Annotated in this window: 18 protein-coding genes; 15 read left to right on the top strand and 3 right to left on the bottom strand. The window is 52.1% G+C overall.

Translation table 11 applies throughout. The features are described 5' to 3' along the window. Nucleotides 1-2: 2 nt before the first annotated feature. From rmuC to tatD, 8 genes are all read left to right on the top strand, one after another. Entirely contained in the window at nucleotides 3-1,433 is a 1,431-nt protein-coding gene (gene rmuC, locus ACLJQD_RS21295) for a DNA recombination protein RmuC (RefSeq protein WP_017442069.1), read from the top strand. Between the two features lie 95 nt (nucleotides 1,434-1,528). Beyond that, nucleotides 1,529-2,284: a bifunctional demethylmenaquinone methyltransferase/2-methoxy-6-polyprenyl-1,4-benzoquinol methylase UbiE gene (ubiE, locus tag ACLJQD_RS21290; protein WP_000229009.1), complete on the top strand. Its 756-nt coding sequence runs from the start codon at nucleotides 1,529-1,531 to the stop codon at nucleotides 2,282-2,284. 9 nt (nucleotides 2,285-2,293) lie between these two features. Continuing rightward, nucleotides 2,294-2,899: a ubiquinone biosynthesis protein UbiJ gene (gene ubiJ, locus ACLJQD_RS21285; protein ID WP_017442068.1), complete on the top strand. Its 606-nt coding sequence runs from the start codon at nucleotides 2,294-2,296 to the stop codon at nucleotides 2,897-2,899. After that, nucleotides 2,896-4,536 carry a ubiquinone biosynthesis regulatory protein kinase UbiB gene (ubiB, locus tag ACLJQD_RS21280; RefSeq protein WP_000187559.1) on the top strand — a complete coding sequence of 547 codons (1,641 nt, stop codon included), beginning with the start codon at nucleotides 2,896-2,898 and terminating at the stop codon, nucleotides 4,534-4,536. Before ubiJ ends, ubiB begins: the two co-directional genes overlap by 4 nt. A gap of 205 nt (nucleotides 4,537-4,741) precedes the next feature. Continuing rightward, nucleotides 4,742-4,996 carry a Sec-independent protein translocase subunit TatA gene (gene tatA, locus ACLJQD_RS21275; RefSeq protein WP_000508972.1) on the top strand — a complete coding sequence of 85 codons (255 nt, stop codon included), beginning with the start codon at nucleotides 4,742-4,744 and terminating at the stop codon, nucleotides 4,994-4,996. Between the two features lie 3 nt (nucleotides 4,997-4,999). After that, entirely contained in the window at nucleotides 5,000-5,548 is a 549-nt protein-coding gene (gene tatB, locus ACLJQD_RS21270) for a Sec-independent protein translocase protein TatB (RefSeq protein ID WP_017442067.1), read from the top strand. Nucleotides 5,549-5,550: 2 nt separating this feature from the next. Further along, nucleotides 5,551-6,330, top strand: a complete 780-nt coding sequence (gene tatC, locus ACLJQD_RS21265) for a Sec-independent protein translocase subunit TatC (RefSeq protein WP_000257554.1) — start codon at nucleotides 5,551-5,553, stop codon at nucleotides 6,328-6,330. Nucleotides 6,331-6,371: 41 nt separating this feature from the next. Further along, complete coding sequence (gene tatD, locus ACLJQD_RS21260; RefSeq protein ID WP_000459637.1) at nucleotides 6,372-7,154, top strand: 3'-5' ssDNA/RNA exonuclease TatD; 783 nt, start codon at nucleotides 6,372-6,374, stop codon at nucleotides 7,152-7,154. A gap of 7 nt (nucleotides 7,155-7,161) precedes the next feature. Here tatD and rfaH read toward each other — a convergent pair whose 3' ends face one another. Then, nucleotides 7,162-7,650, bottom strand: a complete 489-nt coding sequence (rfaH, locus tag ACLJQD_RS21255; RefSeq protein ID WP_001192410.1) for a transcription/translation regulatory transformer protein RfaH — start codon at nucleotides 7,648-7,650, stop codon at nucleotides 7,162-7,164. 185 nt (nucleotides 7,651-7,835) lie between these two features. Between rfaH and ubiD the strand changes: the two genes are divergently transcribed. From ubiD to ACLJQD_RS21240, 3 genes are all read left to right on the top strand, one after another. Beyond that, entirely contained in the window at nucleotides 7,836-9,314 is a 1,479-nt protein-coding gene (gene ubiD / locus ACLJQD_RS21250) for a 4-hydroxy-3-polyprenylbenzoate decarboxylase (RefSeq protein ID WP_000339760.1), read from the top strand. Between the two features lie 85 nt (nucleotides 9,315-9,399). Next, nucleotides 9,400-10,101 (top strand): NAD(P)H-flavin reductase, encoded by a 702-nt coding sequence (fre, locus tag ACLJQD_RS21245; RefSeq protein WP_000209831.1) that lies wholly within the window; start codon nucleotides 9,400-9,402, stop codon nucleotides 10,099-10,101. A gap of 253 nt (nucleotides 10,102-10,354) precedes the next feature. Further along, on the top strand, nucleotides 10,355-12,178 hold the full coding sequence (locus ACLJQD_RS21240) for an aryl-sulfate sulfotransferase (protein WP_000669901.1): 1,824 nt from the start codon (nucleotides 10,355-10,357) through the stop codon (nucleotides 12,176-12,178). A 196-nt stretch (nucleotides 12,179-12,374) separates the two neighbouring features. On the opposite strand, the gene fadA is transcribed toward ACLJQD_RS21240, so the two are convergent. Together fadA and fadB are read right to left on the bottom strand one after the other, a co-directional pair. Beyond that, a complete protein-coding gene (fadA, locus tag ACLJQD_RS21235) occupies nucleotides 12,375-13,538 on the bottom strand; it encodes an acetyl-CoA C-acyltransferase FadA (protein ID WP_000438778.1) in 1,164 nt (387 codons plus the stop codon). Between the two features lie 9 nt (nucleotides 13,539-13,547). Continuing rightward, nucleotides 13,548-15,737, bottom strand: coding sequence for a fatty acid oxidation complex subunit alpha FadB (gene fadB, locus ACLJQD_RS21230; protein ID WP_017442066.1), 2,190 nt, complete (start codon nucleotides 15,735-15,737; stop codon nucleotides 13,548-13,550). A 189-nt stretch (nucleotides 15,738-15,926) separates the two neighbouring features. Between fadB and pepQ the strand changes: the two genes are divergently transcribed. From pepQ to hemG, 4 genes are read left to right on the top strand one after another with little or no spacing between them, the layout of a single operon-like run. Then, complete coding sequence (pepQ, locus tag ACLJQD_RS21225) at nucleotides 15,927-17,258, top strand: Xaa-Pro dipeptidase (RefSeq protein ID WP_017442065.1); 1,332 nt, start codon at nucleotides 15,927-15,929, stop codon at nucleotides 17,256-17,258. Beyond that, the gene (locus tag ACLJQD_RS21220) at nucleotides 17,258-17,872 is read left to right on the top strand and encodes an IMPACT family protein (protein WP_000378897.1); all 615 of its coding nucleotides are present in this window, start codon (nucleotides 17,258-17,260) and stop codon (nucleotides 17,870-17,872) included. The genes pepQ and ACLJQD_RS21220 overlap by 1 nt, the downstream gene beginning before the upstream one ends. Before the next feature lie 38 nt (nucleotides 17,873-17,910). Continuing rightward, nucleotides 17,911-19,362 carry a Trk system potassium transporter TrkH gene (trkH, locus tag ACLJQD_RS21215; protein WP_000545688.1) on the top strand — a complete coding sequence of 484 codons (1,452 nt, stop codon included), beginning with the start codon at nucleotides 17,911-17,913 and terminating at the stop codon, nucleotides 19,360-19,362. A gap of 11 nt (nucleotides 19,363-19,373) precedes the next feature. Next, on the top strand, nucleotides 19,374-19,919 hold the full coding sequence (hemG, locus tag ACLJQD_RS21210; RefSeq protein ID WP_000853982.1) for a menaquinone-dependent protoporphyrinogen IX dehydrogenase: 546 nt from the start codon (nucleotides 19,374-19,376) through the stop codon (nucleotides 19,917-19,919). The last annotated feature ends 183 nt before the right edge of the window (nucleotides 19,920-20,102 follow it).

Here is a 20,102-nt window from a genome sequence, read left to right as displayed (position 1 = left end):
TTGTGGATATTACTCTTATGATAAGCGCCGTCGTGGCGCTGGCGGCTGGGGCGGTGATTGGCTGGCTGGCGACGAAAGCGCACGCCGATCAAATCCGCGCCGATCTTATCGAAGAACGGCGTGAGCTGGATATCGAACTTAGCGCGGCCCGGCAGCAATTAGCGCAAGAAGCGCACTGGCGCAGTGAATGCGAGTTACTTAATAACGAACTGCGTAGCCTGCACAGTATTAATACCTCTCTGGAAGCCGATCTGCGTGAAGTCACGACCCGTCTGGAAGCGACTCAACAACACGCGGAAGACAAAATCCGTCAGATGATCAACAGCGAACAGCGTTTAAGCGAGCAGTTTGAAAATCTGGCGAACCGTATCTTTGAACACAGTAATCGTCGCGTAGACGAACAAAACCGACAAAGCCTGAATAGCCTGCTGACGCCGCTGCGTGAGCAACTGGACGGTTTTCGCCGCCAGGTTCAGGAGAGTTTTGGCAAAGAAGCGCAGGAGCGGCATACGCTGGCGCACGAAATTCGTAATTTGCAGCAGCTTAACACGCAAATGGCGCAGGAAGCGATCAACCTGACGCGCGCCCTGAAAGGGGACAATAAGGCGCAAGGAAACTGGGGCGAAGTTGTGCTGGCGCGGGTGCTGGAGGCATCCGGACTGCGTGAAGGCTACGAATACGAAACCCAGGTCAGTATTGAGAACGATGCGCGCTCGCGGATGCAGCCGGATGTCATCGTCCGCTTGCCGCAGGGCAAAGATGTGGTCATCGACGCTAAAATGACGTTGGTCGCCTACGAGCGTTACTTTAACGCTGAAGATGACTACACGCGCGAGGCCGCTTTACAAGAGCACATCGCCTCGGTGCGCAATCATATTCGCTTACTGGGGCGTAAAGACTACCAGCAGCTTCCCGGCCTCCGCTCGCTGGACTATGTTCTGATGTTTATCCCCGTAGAACCCGCTTTCCTGCTGGCGTTAGATAAACAGCCCGAACTGATAACCGAGGCGCTAAAAAATAACATTATGCTGGTAAGCCCCACGACGCTGCTGGTGGCGTTACGGACAATCGCCAACCTGTGGCGCTATGAACACCAGAGCCGCAATGCGCAGCACATCGCAGACAGAGCCAGTAAGCTCTACGATAAAATGCGGTTGTTCGTTGATGATATGTCAGCGATCGGTCAGAGTCTGGATAAAGCGCAGGATAACTACCGCCAGGCGATGAAAAAACTTGCGTCGGGGCGTGGCAACGTTTTGGCGCAGGCGGAGGCCTTCCGGGGGCTAGGCGTAGAAATCAAACGCGAGATTAATCCGGATTTAGCGGAACAGGCCGTTACGCAAGATGAAGAATATCGTTTACGATCGATCCCTGAAGGGCGGCAGGATGAACATTATCCCAATGATGAACGGGTGAAGCAGCAGTTAAGTTAACCCATACGGAGTAGTTTAGTCCTGGCGCAGAGTAGGGCAAATTGGCCCAATCTGTTACACTTCTTGAACATTTTTATCGATAAGCAGGCACTGAGATGGTGGAAGATTCACAAGAAACGACGCACTTTGGCTTTCAGACCGTCGCTAAAGAGCAGAAAGCTGACATGGTGGCCCACGTTTTTCATTCTGTGGCGTCAAAGTACGATGTGATGAATGACTTAATGTCATTTGGCATTCATCGTTTGTGGAAGCGCTTCACCATTGATTGCAGTGGCGTGCGTCGTGGACAAACCGTTCTCGATTTAGCGGGTGGTACGGGCGATCTTACCGCGAAATTTTCACGTATGGTCGGGGAAACTGGCAAAGTTATCCTGGCGGATATTAATGATTCTATGCTCAAAATGGGGCGTGAGAAGCTGCGTAATATCGGCGTGATCGGCAACGTAGAGTATGTGCAGGCGAATGCCGAAGCTCTGCCTTTCCCTGATAATACGTTTGATTGCATTACCATTTCGTTTGGTTTGCGCAATGTAACGGAAAAAGAAAAAGCGCTGCGGTCAATGTTCCGTGTGTTGAAACCCGGCGGACGTTTACTGGTGCTTGAATTTTCCAAGCCTATCATTGAGCCGCTGAGTAAAGCGTATGACGCCTATTCTTTCCATATTTTACCGCGTATTGGCTCGATGGTCGCGAACGATGCGGATAGCTATCGGTATCTCGCGGAATCCATCCGTATGCATCCCGATCAGGATACCTTAAAAGCCATGATGCAGGACGCCGGATTTGAGAGCGTGGATTATTACAATCTGACGGCGGGTGTTGTGGCATTGCACCGTGGTTATAAATTCTAGGAGGGTGGAATGCCTTTTAAACCCTTAGTGACCGCAGGAATTGAAGGTCTCCTCAATACGTTTCTGTATCGTTCGCCAGCGCTGAAATCAGCCAGAACGCGCTTACAGGGAAAAGTACTGTGTGTGAAACTAAAGGGATTTTCGACGCCATTAGTCCTGGTATTCAGCGAACGCCAGGTTGATGTGCTGGGGGCATGGGAAGGCGAAGCGGACTGTACGGTAATCACTCAAGCTAGCGTTTTGCCAAAACTACGCGATCGTCAGCAGTTGGCCGCGCTTATTCGCAGCGGCGAACTGGAAGTGCAGGGCGATATTCAGGTCGTGCAAAATTTTGTGGCGCTCGCCGATCTCGCCGAATTCGATCCTGCGGAGCTGTTGGCGCCATACACGGGTGATATTGCGGCGGAAAGTATCGGTAAGGTCGTGCGTGGCGGGGCTAAATTCCTGTGCCACGGGTTTCAACGCCAGCAGCGTTATGCCGCTGAAGCGATCACTGAAGAGTGGCGTATGGCGCCTGGCCCGCTGGAAGTCGCATGGTTTGCCGAAGAAACCGCGGCTGTTGAGCGCGCCGTAGATGCTCTGACCACACGGCTGGAAAAACTGGAGGCCAAATGACGCCAGGTGAAGTACGGCGCCTATATTTCATCATCCGCACGTTTTTAAGCTACGGCCTTGATGAACTCATCCCCCGAATGCGTCTTACACTGCCACTCCGATTATGGCGCTATTCGCTGTTCTGGATGCCAAACCGGCATAAAGATAAATTGCTGGGTGAACGATTAAGACTGGCGTTGCAAGAGCTGGGACCGGTCTGGATCAAATTTGGTCAGATGCTCTCCACACGCCGTGACCTGTTCCCGCCGCAAATCGCCGATCAGCTCGCTTTGCTCCAGGATAAAGTCGCGCCATTCGATGGTCGGCTGGCGAAAGCCCAGATTGAAGAGGCGATGGGAGGGCTACCTGTCGAGGCCTGGTTTGACGACTTTGATATCCAGCCTTTAGCGTCGGCGTCAATCGCCCAGGTACATACCGCGCGATTGAAATCAAACGGTAAAGAAGTGGTTATTAAGGTCATTCGCCCGGATATTTTGCCGGTAATTCAGGCAGACCTGAAACTGATTTATCGCCTTGCTCGCTGGGTACCACGCCTGTTGCCGGATGGGCGTCGTCTGCGCCCGACGGAAGTGGTGCGTGAGTATGAGAAAACGCTGATCGATGAGCTGAATCTGCTGCGGGAATCGGCCAACGCGATTCAGTTACGCCGCAATTTTGAAAATAGTCCCATGCTGTATATCCCGGAGGTGTACTCCGATTACTGTAGCCAGAACATGATGGTGATGGAGCGGATATACGGCATTCCGGTTTCGGATGTGGCGGCCCTGGAAAAGAACGGCACCAACATGAAACTGCTGGCGGAACGCGGGGTTAAAGTTTTCTTCACCCAGGTTTTCCGCGACAGCTTTTTCCATGCGGACATGCATCCGGGAAATATTTTTGTCAGCCATGAACACCCTGAAAACCCGCAATATATCGGCATTGACTGCGGTATCGTCGGGTCGCTAAACAAAGAAGATAAGCGTTATCTGGCTGAAAACTTTATCGCGTTTTTTAATCGCGATTACCGAAAGGTGGCAGAACTGCATGTCGATTCAGGCTGGGTTCCGCCAGATACCAACGTTGAAGATTTTGAGTTTGCCATCCGCACCGTCTGTGAACCTATCTTTGAAAAGCCGCTCGCGGAAATCTCGTTTGGTCATGTGTTGTTAAACCTTTTCAATACAGCGCGTCGATTTAACATGGAAGTCCAGCCGCAACTGGTGTTGTTGCAGAAAACATTATTGTATGTTGAAGGGGTTGGGCGGCAACTTTATCCTCAGCTTGATTTGTGGAAAACGGCGAAGCCGTTTCTTGAGTCCTGGATCAAAGATCAGGTGGGTATTCCGGCTCTCACGCGGGCTCTTAAAGAAAAAGCGCCGTTCTGGGTCGAAAAAATGCCAGAAATACCTGAACTGGTGTACGACAGTTTGCGCCAGGGCAAATATTTACAGCACAGTGTTGATAAGATTGCGCGCGAGTTACAGGTAAACCATGTGCGCCAAAGTCAGTCTCGTTATTTATTGGGAATTGGCGCAACGCTGTTACTGAGCGGGTCATTCTTACTCGTCAACCGCCCTGAATGGGGATTGATGCCTGGCTGGCTCATGGTCGGCGGCGTAGTGGTCTGGCTGGTTGGCTGGCGTAAAACTCGTTGAGATTTTTTATCGCTCAACGCCGGTTGTGTCACGCAGGTACATATTATCACTCGAGGCAATACTCAGGCCGCAAGTCAATGTCGTCCCGGTCGTATGTAAAAGTATGTGAATAGGGCGGGCGAAAGCGGCTAACAAAGAGGCAGCGCGAAGGATAATGTGTATAATGCGGCCCTAATAATTCATCATCTATCACAGAGGAACATGTATGGGTGGTATCAGTATTTGGCAGTTGTTGATTGTTGCCGTTATCGTCGTACTGCTGTTCGGCACCAAAAAACTCGGTTCCATCGGTTCCGATCTTGGCGCGTCTATCAAAGGCTTTAAAAAGGCCATGAGCGATGATGATGCCAAACAGGATAAAACCAGTCAGGACGCTGATTTTACCGCTAAATCTATCGCGGATAAGCAAGGCGAAGCGAAAAAGGAAGACGCTAAAAGCCAAGATAAAGAGCAGGTATAATCTGTGTTTGATATCGGTTTTAGCGAACTGCTGTTAGTGTTCGTTATCGGCCTCATTGTGTTGGGGCCGCAACGATTGCCAGTAGCGGTAAAAACGGTAGCGGGCTGGATTCGCGCGTTGCGGTCCCTTGCGACAACGGTTCAGAATGAACTGACTCAGGAACTGAAACTTCAGGAGTTCCAGGACAGTCTGAAAAAAGTCGAAAAGGCGAGCCTGGAAAATCTGACTCCCGAACTGAAAGCATCTATGGATGAACTGCGTCAGGCCGCGGAGTCGATGAAACGCACCTACAGCGCTAACGATCCCGAACAAGCGAGCGATGAAGCGCATACCATCCATAATCCGGTGGTAAAAGGGAACGAAACGCAGCATGAGGGCGTCACCCCTGCCGCCGCTGAAACACAGGCGAGCGCGCCGGAACAAAAGCCGGAGCCCGTTAAAGCTAACGTGCCTGAGTTAACGGAAACCGCTTCCGTAGCCACGATAGACGCCGAGAAGAAATCCGCTGCGCCTGTTGTCGAATCTTCCCCCTCGTCGAGTGATAAACCGTAAACATGGCTGTAGAAGATACTCAACCGCTTATCACGCATCTGATCGAGTTGCGTAAGCGCCTGCTAAACTGCATCGTCGCAGTACTTCTGATTTTTCTGGCGTTAATTTATTTCGCCAATGATATTTATCATTTAGTTGCCGCACCGCTGATTAAACAGATGCCGCAAGGGGCGACAATGATTGCGACGGATGTGGCGTCGCCGTTTTTTACGCCTATCAAACTCACCTTCATGGTGTCTTTGATCTTATCCGCGCCTGTCATTTTGTACCAGGTTTGGGCCTTTATCGCCCCGGCGCTGTATAAGCATGAGCGTCGTCTGGTCGTACCGCTGCTGGTATCCAGCTCGCTGCTTTTCTACATTGGTATGGCCTTCGCCTATTTTGTCGTATTCCCTTTGGCCTTTGGTTTCCTGACGCATACGGCGCCGGAAGGGGTACAAGTTTCGACAGATATCGCCAGCTATCTTAGCTTTGTCATGGCGCTTTTTATGGCCTTTGGCGTAGCCTTTGAAGTGCCGGTGGCGATTGTGTTGCTGTGCTGGATGGGCATCACGACGCCAGAAGATTTGCGTAAAAAACGGCCTTATATCCTGGTCGGGGCATTCATTGTGGGAATGCTGCTTACGCCGCCAGATGTTTTCTCGCAAACGTTGCTGGCGATACCGATGTACTGCCTGTTTGAAATTGGCGTTTTCTGCTCACGCTTTTATGTCGGTAAGCGACGGACGCGCGACGAAGATAACGAGGCCGAAACCGAAAAGGCCGAGCACACTGAAGACTAAACACAACCGCCCGCCAGGGCGGTTGTCATATGGGGGCAAGCATGTTTGATATTGGCGTTAATTTAACCAGTAGCCAGTTTGCAAAAGATCGTGATGATGTGGTCGCCCGTGCGTTTGCGGCGGGAGTAAAAGGTATGCTACTGACCGGAACGAACATCCATGAAAGTCAGCAGGCGTTAAAACTGGCGCGGCGCTACCCCCATTGTTGGTCGACGGCTGGCGTCCATCCCCATGACAGCAGTCAGTGGTCACCCGCGTCTGAAGACGCCATTATTGCGCTGGCGAACCAGCCGGAAGTCGTCGCTATCGGTGAGTGCGGGCTGGATTTCAATCGCAATTTTTCCACGCCGCAGGAGCAGGAGCGTGCCTTTCAGGCGCAGCTACAAATTGCCGCCGAATTGCAGATGCCAATCTTTATGCACTGCCGGGACGCGCATGAGCGATTTCTGGCATTGCTTGATCCCTGGCTGGATAGTCTTCCTGGTGCAATACTGCACTGCTTTACCGGTTCACGCCAGCAAATGCAGGCCTGTGTGGACAGAGGGCTCTATATCGGTATTACCGGGTGGGTTTGCGACGAACGACGCGGACTTGAGCTACGTGAACTCTTACCGTTTATTCCAGCGGAAAAGCTACTGATAGAAACCGACGCGCCGTATCTGTTGCCTCGCGATCTTACGCCGAAACCAACGTCACGACGCAACGAGCCCGCGTATCTGCCTCACATCCTGGAGCGCATAGCGCTATGGCGTGGTGAAGATCCGCAATGGTTAGCGGCGATGACAGATGCCAACGCCAGAACCTTATTTGAGGTCGTATTCTGAATGATAGCTAAATCTTGCGAAAACCGGTGTTTTTTACGCTCTGCTTCACTTCTTTATTGAGTAAATTAAGCAGTAACATCGAACGCGTTTCGCCATCCGGTTCGGTAAAAATCGCTTTCAGCCCTTCAAATGCGCCTTCCGTGATGATGACGCTATCGCCGGGATAGGGGGTTTCAGGATCGACAACGCCTTCGGGCTTGTAGATAGAAAGCTGATGAATAACGCTGGAAGGCACGATCGCAGGATGCGCGCCAAAGCGCACAAAATGGCTGACGCCGCGCGTGGCGTTGATTGTAGTGGTATGTATCACTTCCGGATCAAATTCAACGAACAGATAATTAGGAAAGAGCGGTTCGCTGACGGAGGTACGTTTTCCGCGTACCATTTTTTCCAGGGTGATCATCGGTGTCAGGCAACTTACCGCTTGTCTTTCGAGGTGTTCCTGAGCACGCTGAAGTTGCCCGCGTTTGCAGTACAGTAAATACCAGGATTGCATAATGACTCTTATCCGCTTGTTCGGGGCGCAAGCATAGCAAAAGCCATGCGCGAAGTTAATTATACACTTCATCCTTTAAGCCGTATCTGGATTAGCGTTGGTTGCCAGAGTTCACGCTAATTTAACAAAAATACAGCATCCCGATGATGAACGCCGTATAATGATGCGCTTACCAAGAGGCTACAATGGACGCCATGAAATATCACGATTTACGCGACTTCCTGACGCTACTTGAGCAGCAGGGGGAACTAAAACGCATCACGCTACCTGTGGATCCTCATCTGGAAATCACGGAAATCGCTGACCGCACGCTGCGTGCCGGTGGACCGGCGTTGCTGTTTGAAAATCCTAAAGGTTACGCCATGCCGGTGCTGTGCAACCTTTTTGGCACGCCAAAACGCGTGGCGATGGGCATGGGGCAGGATGATGTTTCCGCCTTACGGGAAGTGGGTAAATTATTAGCGTTTCTGAAAGAACCTGAGCCGCCGAAAGGCTTTCGCGATCTGTTTGACAAGCTGCCGCAGTTTAAGCAAGTGCTGAATATGCCGACGAAACGGTTACGCGGCGCGCCTTGCCAGCAGAAAATCGCGTCTGGCGATGATGTCGATTTAACGCGTCTTCCTGTCATGACCTGTTGGCCGGACGACGCCGCGCCGCTGATTACCTGGGGACTGACGGTAACGCGTGGCCCGCACAAAGAACGGCAAAACCTGGGCATTTATCGTCAGCAGTTGATAGGTAAAAATAAGCTTATTATGCGCTGGCTGTCTCACCGCGGCGGCGCGCTGGATTTTCAGGAGTGGTTAGCCGCGCGTCCGGGTGAACGTTTCCCGGTCTCCGTCGCATTGGGCGCCGATCCGGCGACGATACTTGGCGCCGTGACTCCTGTTCCCGATACTCTGTCGGAGTATGCCTTTGCGGGCCTGCTGCGCGGCACGAAAACTGAAGTGGTTAAATGCCTTTCTAACGATCTGGAAGTGCCTGCCAGCGCCGAGATTATCCTTGAAGGTTACATTGAGCCGGGAGAGATGGCGCCGGAAGGACCGTATGGCGATCATACGGGCTATTATAATGAAGTGGATAACTTTCCGGTCTTTACCGTCACGCATATTACGCAGCGTGAGGATGCCATCTATCACTCCACCTATACCGGGCGTCCGCCCGATGAGCCTGCGGTATTAGGGGTGGCGCTCAATGAAGTCTTCGTGCCTATTCTGCAAAAACAGTTTCCGGAAATCGTCGACTTTTATCTGCCGCCGGAAGGGTGTTCTTACCGCCTGGCGGTAGTGACGATGAAAAAGCAGTACGCTGGTCATGCGAAACGCGTCATGATGGGCGTCTGGTCGTTTTTGCGCCAGTTTATGTATACGAAATTTGTTATCGTTTGCGATGATGACGTTAACGCACGCGACTGGAATGATGTGATCTGGGCGATTACCACCCGTATGGACCCTGCGCGGGATACGGTGCTGGTTGAAAATACGCCGATTGACTACCTGGATTTTGCCTCGCCGGTCTCCGGGCTGGGTTCAAAAATGGGGCTGGATGCCACAAACAAATGGCCGGGCGAAACCCAACGCGAGTGGGGTCGTCCTATTGTTAAAGATCCTGAAGTTACCGCGCGTATTGATGCGATTTGGGATGAGCTGGCTATCTTTAAATAACTGAAAGCGGACATCGACATTTCAGGCTGCGGCGACTCGGCTTGAAAAATGTCGGTATTGACCCGACACCCGACAGAGGGAGCGCATGACAACCTTAAGCTGTAAAGTGACCTCGGTAGAAGCTATCACCGATACCGTATATCGGGTTCGTTTAGTGCCGGACGCGGCGTTTTCATTCCGCGCTGGTCAGTATTTGATGGTCGTAATGGACGAGCGTGACAAACGCCCGTTTTCGATGGCTTCAACGCCGGACGAGAAAGGGTTTATTGAATTACACATTGGCGCCTCCGAGCTCAATCTGTATGCGATGGCGGTCATGGATCGGATTCTGAAAGACCGGGAAATCGTCGTCGATATTCCGCATGGCGACGCCTGGCTACGTGACGATGAAGAGCGTCCATTGATTCTGATCGCGGGCGGTACGGGCTTTTCTTATGTGCGCTCCATCCTGTTGACGGCGTTAGCGCGCAACCCGGCCCGCGATGTTACCATTTACTGGGGCGGTCGCGAAGAAAAGCACCTCTATGATCTCTCTGAGCTGGAAGCACTCTCTGTTAACCATCCGAATTTGCGTATTGAACCTGTTGTCGAGCAGCCGGAAGAAGGCTGGCGTGGACGTACAGGAACGGTACTTACGGCGGTATTGCAGGATTATGGTACGCTGGCGGGGCACGATATTTATATTGCCGGACGTTTTGAGATGGCGAAAATCGCCCGCGATCTGTTCTGTCATGAGCGTAACGCGCGGGAAGATCGTCTGTTTGGCGATGCGTTCGCATTTATTTAACTATTTTATGGGACGCAGTAGCGTCCCTTTTTACGTTAGCCTACCTAAAAGTCCTCTTAAATATTAATTAATCGTCAACTATAAAACGTTATGATATTGAATATCTACAGGCTTTGTATTGCGTGTAATAAATTAAGTAATATTATGTCCTGAGGCTATCAATAAAAATAGTTAATTATATATGCTTCATTTATTTTTATAAAAGAAACATAAAATGGAAAGTTAGTTATTTATTTATAAGATGGAGAGTGTTATGAAATTTAAATATGCTTTAACTTCTCTCGCATTATCTGTTGCAATTTTGTCATCAGTACCTTCTACTGCTTTCGCCATCGGCGGCGCCAGCGGCGCTAAAGTGGACTATCAGGTCCAGGGAAAAATTGGCGAAGTTGTTATGAACCCCTATGATATCGCGCCGCTAACCGCCGTTATTCGTAATGGCGGTTACCAGTTACGTGACGTGCATGTACGGATTGTACCCAAAGAAAATGGCCAGGAGATCGCGTATAAAGTTAATAATAAATACCTTTTAACGTATGGCGGTATTCCCGTCTTTGGTCTTTACCCGGATTATGTCAATACCGTTGAAGTTGAATATACAAGGATCCAGGGTAGTAAAACCGAAAATGTAAAAGAAAGCTATAAAATGTATGCGCCGCCTGCCTATATTGAATCGGCGGGTACAAAAGAAGAACAATCAGCACTCTTTACTATCGATGTTAAAAAGGTTTCCCCAGAATTTAAAGATCGCTTGTATCTTTTGAATAATACGAAAGATAAGTCTGGGAATGGAACGCGTACTGTCTGGAACAACCCTACTGGGGGTGCATTAGAATGGAACTTCACTACAGCTAACGCTATTATCGACACCTCCGGTGATATTCGTTGGTTTATGAATCCAAGTTCAATTTATGATTTAAAGTCAATTTATCGTGCTGGCGTTATGATGGGCTTTAAACAAAACCAGGATGGCGCACTATCGTGGGGCTACGGTCAGCGTTATGTGAAATACGATATCATGGGGCGTGAAATCTTTAACCGCCGTCTGCCGGATAATTATAACGATTTTTCACACTCAATGGATAACGCGGCCAACGGTCACTACTTCCTGCGTGTAGCCAGCTCTAACTATAAACGCCCTGATGGGAAAAATGTTCGTACCGTGCGTGATGTGATTGCCGAAGTTGATCAGAACGGCGTGGTAGTGGATGAATGGCGTCTGTTTGATATCCTCGATCCTTATCGTGATGTGATAATGAAAACCCTCGATCAGGGCGCTGTGTGCCTGAATATCGACGCCAGCCAGTCCGGCCATACGTTGAGCGAAGAAGATCTGGCGGCGCTGGACTCCTCCGACAAATTCGGGGATATCGTGGGTAGTGGGGCTGGCCGCAACTGGGCGCATGTCAACAGCGTCGACTATGACAGTGAAGATGATTCCATCATCATCAGCTCCCGCCACCAGAGTGCGATTATCAAAATCGGCCGCGATAAGAAAGTGAAGTGGATACTGGGTACGCCTGCTGGCTGGAAAGCGCCATTTAATGCCGCAATTCTGACGCCAGTGGATAGCAAAGGCCAAAAAATTGCTTGCCAGGACAGTGGCTGCGAGGGTGACTTCGACTGGACATGGACGCAACATACGGCCTTTAAAATTGATAGTAAGAGTAAAGGCGATATCTTATACCTTTCCGCTTTCGACAATGGCGATGGCCGCGGCTTAGAACAGCCTGCTATGCAGAGTATGAAATACAGCCGCTCCGTGATTTACAAAATCGACCAGAAAAACAAGACAGTCCAACAGATCTGGCAATACGGTAAAGAGCGCGGGAACGAGTGGTTTAGCCCGGTAACCTCTATCACCGAGTACCAGACTGACAAGAATTCTGTGTTCGTGTATTCCGCAACAGCAGGTGGTGCGTTTGATTTGTCGGTAGGCGCATTTACCAGCTTGCCTAATCCGTATCTGGAAGAGTTCAAATGGGGAGAAAAAGAGCCCGCGGTCGAAATGCAAATACATGGTGCGCGTGGATATCAGGCTATGCCATTTAGCCTGACCAAAGCGCTTACTGAGTAGAACGGGCCATACGGTGAAAAAACCCGCCCCTGACGGGCGGGAAAAACGGCAACTAAACTGTTTCCCGTCATAATTCGCGCAGCCTCTTTGTTGGCTGCCTTTGCTCACCCCGGGCACATAGTTATCTATGTGCCCGGGGATTCGCTCAGTCGCCGCTGCGCTGCAATGCGAGTTATTTAGGGGATATTATCTTTGATTAAACCCGCTCAAACACCGTGGCGATGCCCTGACCCAGACCAATACACATCGTCGCCAGACCAAACTGCGCGTCTTTGCGCTCCATCAGGTTGATAAGCGTGGTGCTGATACGTGCTCCGGAGCAGCCGAGCGGATGACCAAGCGCGATCGCGCCGCCGTTGAGGTTGATCTTCTCGTCTATTTGCTCCATCAATCCCAGATCCTTAATGCATGGCAGGATCTGTGCGGCAAACGCTTCGTTCATCTCAAACACATCGATATCGCTGGCTGACAGTCCCGCTTTTTTCAACGCCAGTTTTGACGCCGGAACCGGCCCGTAACCCATAATTGACGGATCACAACCCACCACTGCCATTGAGCGAATACGGGCGCGAGGTTTCAGACCCAGCTCACGGGCACGACTTTCGCTCATTACCAGCATGGCGGCTGCGCCATCGGAAAGCGCGGATGAGGTGCCCGCCGTGACCGTGCCACTAACCGGATCAAATGCTGGACGCAGCGTTGATAGCGCTTCGACCGTGGTTTCCGGGCGGATCACTTCATCGTAGTTAAACTGCTTCAACACGCCGTCTGCATCATGACCGCCAGTCGGGATAATCTCCGTTTTGAATGCGCCAGACTGGGTAGCGGCCCAGGCGCGAGCGTGAGAGCGGGCGGCGAACTGGTCCTGCATTTCCCGGCTAATGCCGTGCAGGCGGGAGAGCATTTCCGCCGTTAGCCCCATCATCCCTGCCGCTTTGGCGACGTTGCGGCTCAGACCCGGGTGAAAATCCACGCCGTGGCTCATCGGCACGTGCCCCATATGCTCCACGCCGCCAACCAGACAAACCTGCGCATCGCCGGTCATGATCATTCGCGCTGCATCGTGTAACGCCTGCATCGAGGAACCACACAGACGGTTGACGGTGACCGCCGGTACCGAATGGGGAATTTCTGCCAGCAACGCGGCGTTACGGGCAATGTTGAAGCCTTGCTCCAGCGTTTGTTGTACGCAGCCCCAGTAAATATCATCGAGGGTCGCCGCTGTAAGCGACGGATTACGCGCCAGCAGGCTACGCATTAAGTGGGCGGAGAGATCTTCTGCCCGCACGTTGCGAAACGCGCCGCCCTTCGAACGGCCCATCGGGGTGCGAATAGCATCGACAATGACAACCTGTTCCATTGTGACTCCTTAAGCCGTTTTCAGAGAACCAACCGGACGGGCTGGTTCAACCGGGGGATAATACGGTTCGTTATGGCGCGCTTTATTACGCAGCCCTTCCGGCACTTCATACAGCGGGCCGAGGTGTTGATACTGCTGCGCCATATCAAGATATTTCGCGCTGCCCTGTGTATCCAGCCAGCGGAATGCGCCGCCGTGGAACGGAGGGAAGCCCAGGCCGTAGACCAGCGCCATATCGGCTTCCGCCGGGCTTGCGATAATGCCTTCTTCCAGACAGCGAACCACTTCGTTAATCATCGGGATCATCATACGGGCGATTATCTCGTCGTCGCTGAAGTCGCGTTTCGGCTGGCTGACGCTTGCCAGCAGGTCATCCACCGCGGCATCTTCTTCTTTCTTCGGCTTACCCTTGCTGTCTTCTTTATAGCGCCAGAAGCCCAGACCGTTCTTCTGACCGTAGCGGCTTGCTTCAAACAGCGCGTCGATAGCGTCGCGATACTCTTTCTGCATCCGTTGCGGGAAGCCTGCCGCCATTACCGCCTGCGCGTGGTGGGCGGTATCAATACCCACCACGTCGAGCAGATAGGCCGGGCCCATCGGCCAGCCGAACTGTTTTTCCATCACTTTATCGACTTTGCGGAAATCCGCGCCGTCGCGCAGCAGTTGACTGAAACCGGCGAAATAGGGGAACAGCACGCGGTTAACAAAGAAGCCGGGGCAGTCGTTGACTACAATCGGTGTCTTGCCCATTTTGCTGGCCCAGGCGACGACTTTGGCAATGGTTTCGTCTGAACTCTTCTCGCCGCGAATGATTTCAACCAGCGGCATCCGGTGTACCGGGTTGAAGAAGTGCATTCCGCAAAAGTTTTCCGGACGTTCCAGGGCGCTTGCCAGTTCGCCAATTGGGATGGTGGAGGTATTTGAGGCCAGCACGGTTTCCGGGCGCACTTTCTGCTCGGTTTCCGCCAGTACCGCTTTTTTGACTTTCGGATTTTCGACTACCGCTTCGACAACAACATCTACGCGATCGAAACCGGCATAATCGAGAGTCGGGTGGATGGTCGAAATGACGCCCGCCAGCTTCAGACCGCCGATCTTGCCGCGCTCCAGCTGTTTGTTCAGCAGCTTGGCCGCTTCGGTCATGCCGAGGTTCAACGATTTATCGTTGATATCTTTCATGATAACCGGTACGCCTTTCCAGGCCGACTGGTAAGCGATACCGCCGCCCATAATGCCCGCGCCCAGTACGGCTGCCTGTTTCGGCGTCTCAATATCTTTGGTCAGCTTTTTGGCTTTACCTTTTACATATTGATCGTTGAGGAAGATACCGACCAGCGCACGAGCCTCATTGGTATGCGCCAGCGGAACAAAGCTTTTATTTTCCAGATTCAGCGCTTCTTCACGACCAAAACGCGCGGCGGCTTCAATGGTTTTCACTGCGGTCATCGGCGCCGGATAATGTTTACCCGCCGTTTGTGCGACCATGCCTTTAGCGATGGTAAAGCTCATCGCCGCTTCAATCTTACTGAGTTTCAACGGTTCCAGTTTCGGCTGGCGTTTAGCTCTCCAGTCGAGATCGCCGGTAATGGCCTGGCGTAACACCGCTATCGCGCCTTCAATTAGCTTCTCTTGTTTGACCACGCCGTCCACAAGGCCGATTTTCAGCGCGTGCTCAGCACCGACATCTTTACCTGCCGCGATAATCTCCAGCGCGCTGTCTGCGCCCAGCATACGCGGCAGACGAACGGAGCCGCCGAAACCCGGCATGATGCCCAGTTTAGTTTCCGGCAGACCGATACGGAGGTCTGGCGTCGCCAGACGGTAATCGGTGGCCAGCACGCATTCGCACCCGCCGCCCAGCGCATAGCCGTTTACGGCGGCAAGGGTCGGTACGGGTAAATCTTCCAGACGATTAAAGACGCTGTTAGCGAAATGCAGCCATTGGCTTAACTGCTCTTCGGGGACGAGGAACAGTGAAAGAAATTCGGTGATGTCCGCGCCGACAATAAAGGCCGCTTTATTAGAGCGCAGCAGCAGCCCTTTTAAATCGTGTTGCTTTTCCAGCACCTCAAGCGCCTGGCCGAGGCTGGCGACGGTTGCGGTGTCGAGTTTATTGACCGAGCCTGGAGCATCGAACACCAGTTCGGCGATGCCATCTTCCAGCCAGTCGAGGTACAGGGTGTCGCCTTTATAAAGCATGTCAGTCTCCTGAATCCACAAGGTGATCTGGTCGTACCAGATGAAGCGAAGTGTGTATTTTGTGTTAATAAAATGCAAATAAATGATTAAAGAAATGCCGATGTGATCACGCTCGGCAGAGATCACGCTCTCGTGGGGCGATGTGCTAAGATGCGGGAACTTGAGGTCAAAAAAACAGAAGGGTAAAAAATGGAATCACTGGCCGCGCTCTATAAAAATCATATTGTTACCTTACAAGAACGGACGCGCGATGTTCTGGCGCGCTTTAAGCTGGATGCGTTACTTATTCATTCCGGCGAGCTTTTCAACGTCTTTCTCGACGATCACCCTTATCCGTTTAAGGTCAATCCACAGTTTAAAGCGTGGGTGCCGGTAACTCAGGTTCCAAATTGCTGGCTGCTGGTCGATGGCGTCAACAAACCCAAATTGTGGTTTTATCTGCCGGTCGATTACTGGCATAACGTTGAACCGCTGCCAACGTCCTTCTGGACAGAAGAAGTCGAGGTCGTCGCCTTACCGAAAGCGGATGGCATCGGCAGCCAGCTGCCTGCCGCGCGTGGCAATATCGGCTATATCGGCCCGGTTCCTGAGCGCGCGCTACAATTGGATATCGCCGCCAGCAACATCAACCCGAAAGGTGTTATCGACTATCTGCATTACTACCGCGCCTATAAAACGGATTATGAACTGGCCTGTATGCGCGAAGCGCAGAAAATGGCGGTGAGCGGTCATCGTGCGGCGGAAGAGGCCTTCCGTTCCGGCATGAGCGAGTTTGACATCAACCTGGCGTACCTGACCGCCACGGGACATCGCGATACCGATGTTCCGTACAGCAATATTGTGGCGCTGAACGAACATGCCGCCGTGCTGCATTACACGAAACTGGATCATCAGGCACCGTCTGAAATGCGCAGTTTCCTGCTGGATGCGGGCGCGGAATACAACGGCTACGCGGCGGATCTGACGCGGACCTGGTCGGCGAAAAGCGATAACGACTACGCCCACTTGGTGAAAGGTGTTAACGACGAACAGTTGGCGCTGATCGCTACCATGAAGGCGGGCGTTAGCTATGTGGATTATCATATTCAGTTCCATCAACGCATCGCGAAGCTGCTGCGTAAACATCAAATCATTACCGACATGAGTGAAGAGGCGATGGTGGAAAATGATCTCACCGGGCCGTTTATGCCGCACGGTATTGGTCATCCGTTGGGTCTGCAGGTACACGATGTGGCCGGGTTTATGCAGGATGATTCCGGTACGCATCTCGCCGCGCCGTCCAAATACCCGTATCTGCGCTGCACGCGTGTGTTACAGCCGCGAATGGTGTTGACCATCGAACCGGGGATTTACTTCATCGAATCGCTGTTAGCGCCGTGGCGCGAAGGCCCGTTCAGCAAGCACTTCAACTGGCAGAAAATTGAAGCGCTCAAGCCTTTCGGCGGTATTCGCATTGAAGATAACGTGGTCATCCACGAAAACGGCGTGGAAAACATGACGCGGGATTTAAAACTGGCGTAATGGACAGTTGGTTAATCCCTGCAGCGCCGGTCACCGTTGTTGAAGAGATCAAAAAAAGCCGCTTTATTACGCTATTGGCGCATACCGATGGCGTAGACGCGGCGAAAGCGTTTGTTGAGTCAGTCAGAGCTGAGCACCCTGATGCGCGCCACCATTGTGTGGCGTGGGTGGCGGGTGCGCCGGACGACTCACAGCAACTGGGCTTTTCAGACGACGGCGAACCGGCGGGAACGGCAGGCAAGCCGATGCTTGCGCAATTGATGGGCAGCGGCGTCGGAGAAATTACTGCCGTCGTCGTGCGCTACTATGGTGGTATTCTGCTGGGTACGGGCGGGCTGGTAAAAGCCTATGGCGGCGGTGTGAATCAGGCATTACGTCAGCTTGCCACACAACGCAAGACGCCATTAACCGAATATACTTTGCAGTGTGAGTACGGTCAGTTGGCCGGAATCGAAGCATTATTAGGACAGTTTGCCGGGAAGATCGTTTCCAGCGATTATCAGGCGTCTGTTCGGCTCAGGGTGGCGCTTCCTTTTGCTCATGTGAATGCATTTTCCACAAAACTGGCGGATTTTAGCCGTGGTTCATTGCAATTGTTAGCGATTGAAGAATAATCCCCACCTCATTTTTAAGAATAAAGGAAGCGGCAGAGATGCATTTTCGCGCCATTACCCGAATCGTTGGACTACTGGTTATCTTATTTTCGGGGACAATGATTCTCCCGGGACTGGTAGCGCTAATATATCGTGATGGCGCAGGAAGAGCGTTCACGCAGACCTTTTTTGTCGCGCTGGCGATCGGTTCCATACTGTGGTGGCCAAACCGTAGGGAAAAGGGCGAGCTGAAATCCCGCGAAGGATTTCTTATCGTGGTGTTGTTCTGGACCGTGCTGGGCAGCGTGGGTGCGCTGCCGTTTATTTTCTCGGAAAGCCCAAACCTCACCATTACCGATGCTTTTTTTGAATCGTTCTCCGGGTTAACCACCACGGGCGCCACTACGCTGGTGGGGTTGGACTCATTACCGCACGCCATTCTCTTTTATCGTCAGATGCTGCAATGGTTTGGCGGTATGGGGATCATTGTGCTGGCGGTGGCGATTCTCCCTATCCTCGGCGTCGGGGGGATGCAGCTCTATCGGGCGGAAATGCCGGGGCCGCTCAAAGATAACAAAATGCGCCCGCGTATTGCCGAGACGGCGAAAACGCTGTGGCTTATCTATGTCTTGCTAACGGTAGCCTGCGCGCTGGCGCTATGGTTTGCAGGGATGCCCGCGTTTGACGCTATCGGACACAGCTTCTCCACTATCGCTATCGGCGGCTTCTCAACGCATGACGCCAGCGTAGGCTATTTTGATAGTCCCACTATTAATACCATCATCGCTATTTTCCTGCTGATCTCCGGTTGTAACTATGGCCTGCATTTCTCTTTATTAAGCGGGCGTAGCCTGAAGGTATACTGGCGCGATCCGGAATTCCGCATGTTCATCGGCGTACAGTTGACGCTGGTGGTGATCTGCACGCTGGTACTGTGGTTCCATAATATCTACGACTCGGCGCTGACAACGCTAAATCAGGCGTTCTTTCAGGTCGTGTCGATGGCGACAACGGCAGGGTTTACCACAGACAGCATTGCGCGCTGGCCGCTGTTTTTGCCCGTCTTGCTGCTATGTTCCGCGTTTATTGGCGGTTGCGCCGGGTCAACGGGCGGGGGGTTAAAGGTCATCCGTATTCTGTTGTTGTTTAAACAGGGGAACCGCGAACTCAAACGTCTGGTGCATCCGAATGCCGTTTACAGTATTAAGCTGGGGAACCGGGCGCTGCCAGAACGTATTCTGGAAGCCGTCTGGGGATTCTTTTCTGCCTACGCGCTGGTATTTATCGTCAGTATGCTGGCTATTATCGCTACAGGCGTAGATGATTTCTCGGCTTTCGCCTCGGTAGTGGCTACGCTTAATAACCTGGGACCGGGGCTGGGGGTGGTTGCTGATAACTTCGCCAGTATGAATCCGGTTGCGAAATGGATACTCATCGCCAACATGCTATTTGGTCGTCTGGAAGTATTCACTTTGCTGGTACTTTTTACCCCGACTTTCTGGCGTGAATAATGGAGTAACACGTGAAAACATTGATTCTTTTCTCTACCCGGGACGGACAAACGCGCGAAATTGCCTCTTATCTGGCTTCTGAACTCAAAGAGATGGGGATCTGGGCCGATGTCGTTAATCTGCATCGCGCAGAAGAACCGGACTGGGATAGCTATGATCGCGTAGTGATTGGCGCGTCTATTCGTTATGGTCATTACCACAGCGCCTTTCAGGAGTTTGTTAAGAAATACGCCACGCGGTTGAACGGAATGCCGAGCGCCTTTTATTCCGTTAACCTGGTGGCGCGTAAAGCTGAAAAACGGACGCCGCAGACTAACAGCTACGCGCGGAAGTTTTTAATGAGCTCTCCGTGGCGACCTGACTACTGTGCCGTCATTGCAGGCGCGCTTCGCTATCCCCGTTATCGCTGGTATGACCGTCTGATGATCAAGCTTATTATGAAGATGTCGGGCGGCGAAACGGATACCAGTAAAGAAGTGGTGTACACCGACTGGGAGCAGGTTGCGCACTTTGCCCGTGAAATAGCCCATTTAACCAACAAATCGTCGGCAAAATAAACGCAAAGAATAAAAAGTGCGCACTCAGAAGATTATTTTAAATTTCCTCTTGTCAGGCAAAAATAACTCCCTATAATGCGCCACCACTGACACGGAACAACGGCATACAGGCCGCCGGGTCAGCGGGGTTCAGACCAGAACCTCACGGAGAAAAGCGAAAATAAACGCTTGACTCTGAAGCGG

This window comes from Salmonella sp. SAL04214, from assembly GCF_046550615.1.
GTDB lineage: Bacteria > Pseudomonadota > Gammaproteobacteria > Enterobacterales > Enterobacteriaceae > Salmonella > Salmonella enterica.
This window is presented reverse-complemented; position numbering and strand designations above follow the sequence as displayed.

Excerpts from the sequence above, each read along its gene's own strand:
- fadA (WP_000438778.1), bottom strand. The coding sequence starts at position 13,538 with ATGGAACAGGTTGTCATTGTCGATGCTATTCGCACCCCGATGGGCCGT.
- ubiE (WP_000229009.1), top strand. The coding sequence starts at position 1,529 with ATGGTGGAAGATTCACAAGAAACGACGCACTTTGGCTTTCAGACCGTC.
- ACLJQD_RS21220 (WP_000378897.1), top strand. The coding sequence starts at position 17,258 with ATGGACAGTTGGTTAATCCCTGCAGCGCCGGTCACCGTTGTTGAAGAG.
- fre (WP_000209831.1), top strand. The coding sequence starts at position 9,400 with ATGACAACCTTAAGCTGTAAAGTGACCTCGGTAGAAGCTATCACCGAT.
- ubiB (WP_000187559.1), top strand. The coding sequence starts at position 2,896 with ATGACGCCAGGTGAAGTACGGCGCCTATATTTCATCATCCGCACGTTT.
- fadB (WP_017442066.1), bottom strand. The coding sequence starts at position 15,737 with ATGCTTTATAAAGGCGACACCCTGTACCTCGACTGGCTGGAAGATGGC.
- trkH (WP_000545688.1), top strand. The coding sequence starts at position 17,911 with ATGCATTTTCGCGCCATTACCCGAATCGTTGGACTACTGGTTATCTTA.
- tatC (WP_000257554.1), top strand. The coding sequence starts at position 5,551 with ATGGCTGTAGAAGATACTCAACCGCTTATCACGCATCTGATCGAGTTG.
- pepQ (WP_017442065.1), top strand. The coding sequence starts at position 15,927 with ATGGAATCACTGGCCGCGCTCTATAAAAATCATATTGTTACCTTACAA.
- rfaH (WP_001192410.1), bottom strand. The coding sequence starts at position 7,650 with ATGCAATCCTGGTATTTACTGTACTGCAAACGCGGGCAACTTCAGCGT.
- tatD (WP_000459637.1), top strand. The coding sequence starts at position 6,372 with ATGTTTGATATTGGCGTTAATTTAACCAGTAGCCAGTTTGCAAAAGAT.
- ubiD (WP_000339760.1), top strand. The coding sequence starts at position 7,836 with ATGGACGCCATGAAATATCACGATTTACGCGACTTCCTGACGCTACTT.
- ubiJ (WP_017442068.1), top strand. The coding sequence starts at position 2,294 with ATGCCTTTTAAACCCTTAGTGACCGCAGGAATTGAAGGTCTCCTCAAT.
- tatA (WP_000508972.1), top strand. The coding sequence starts at position 4,742 with ATGGGTGGTATCAGTATTTGGCAGTTGTTGATTGTTGCCGTTATCGTC.
- ACLJQD_RS21240 (WP_000669901.1), top strand. The coding sequence starts at position 10,355 with ATGAAATTTAAATATGCTTTAACTTCTCTCGCATTATCTGTTGCAATT.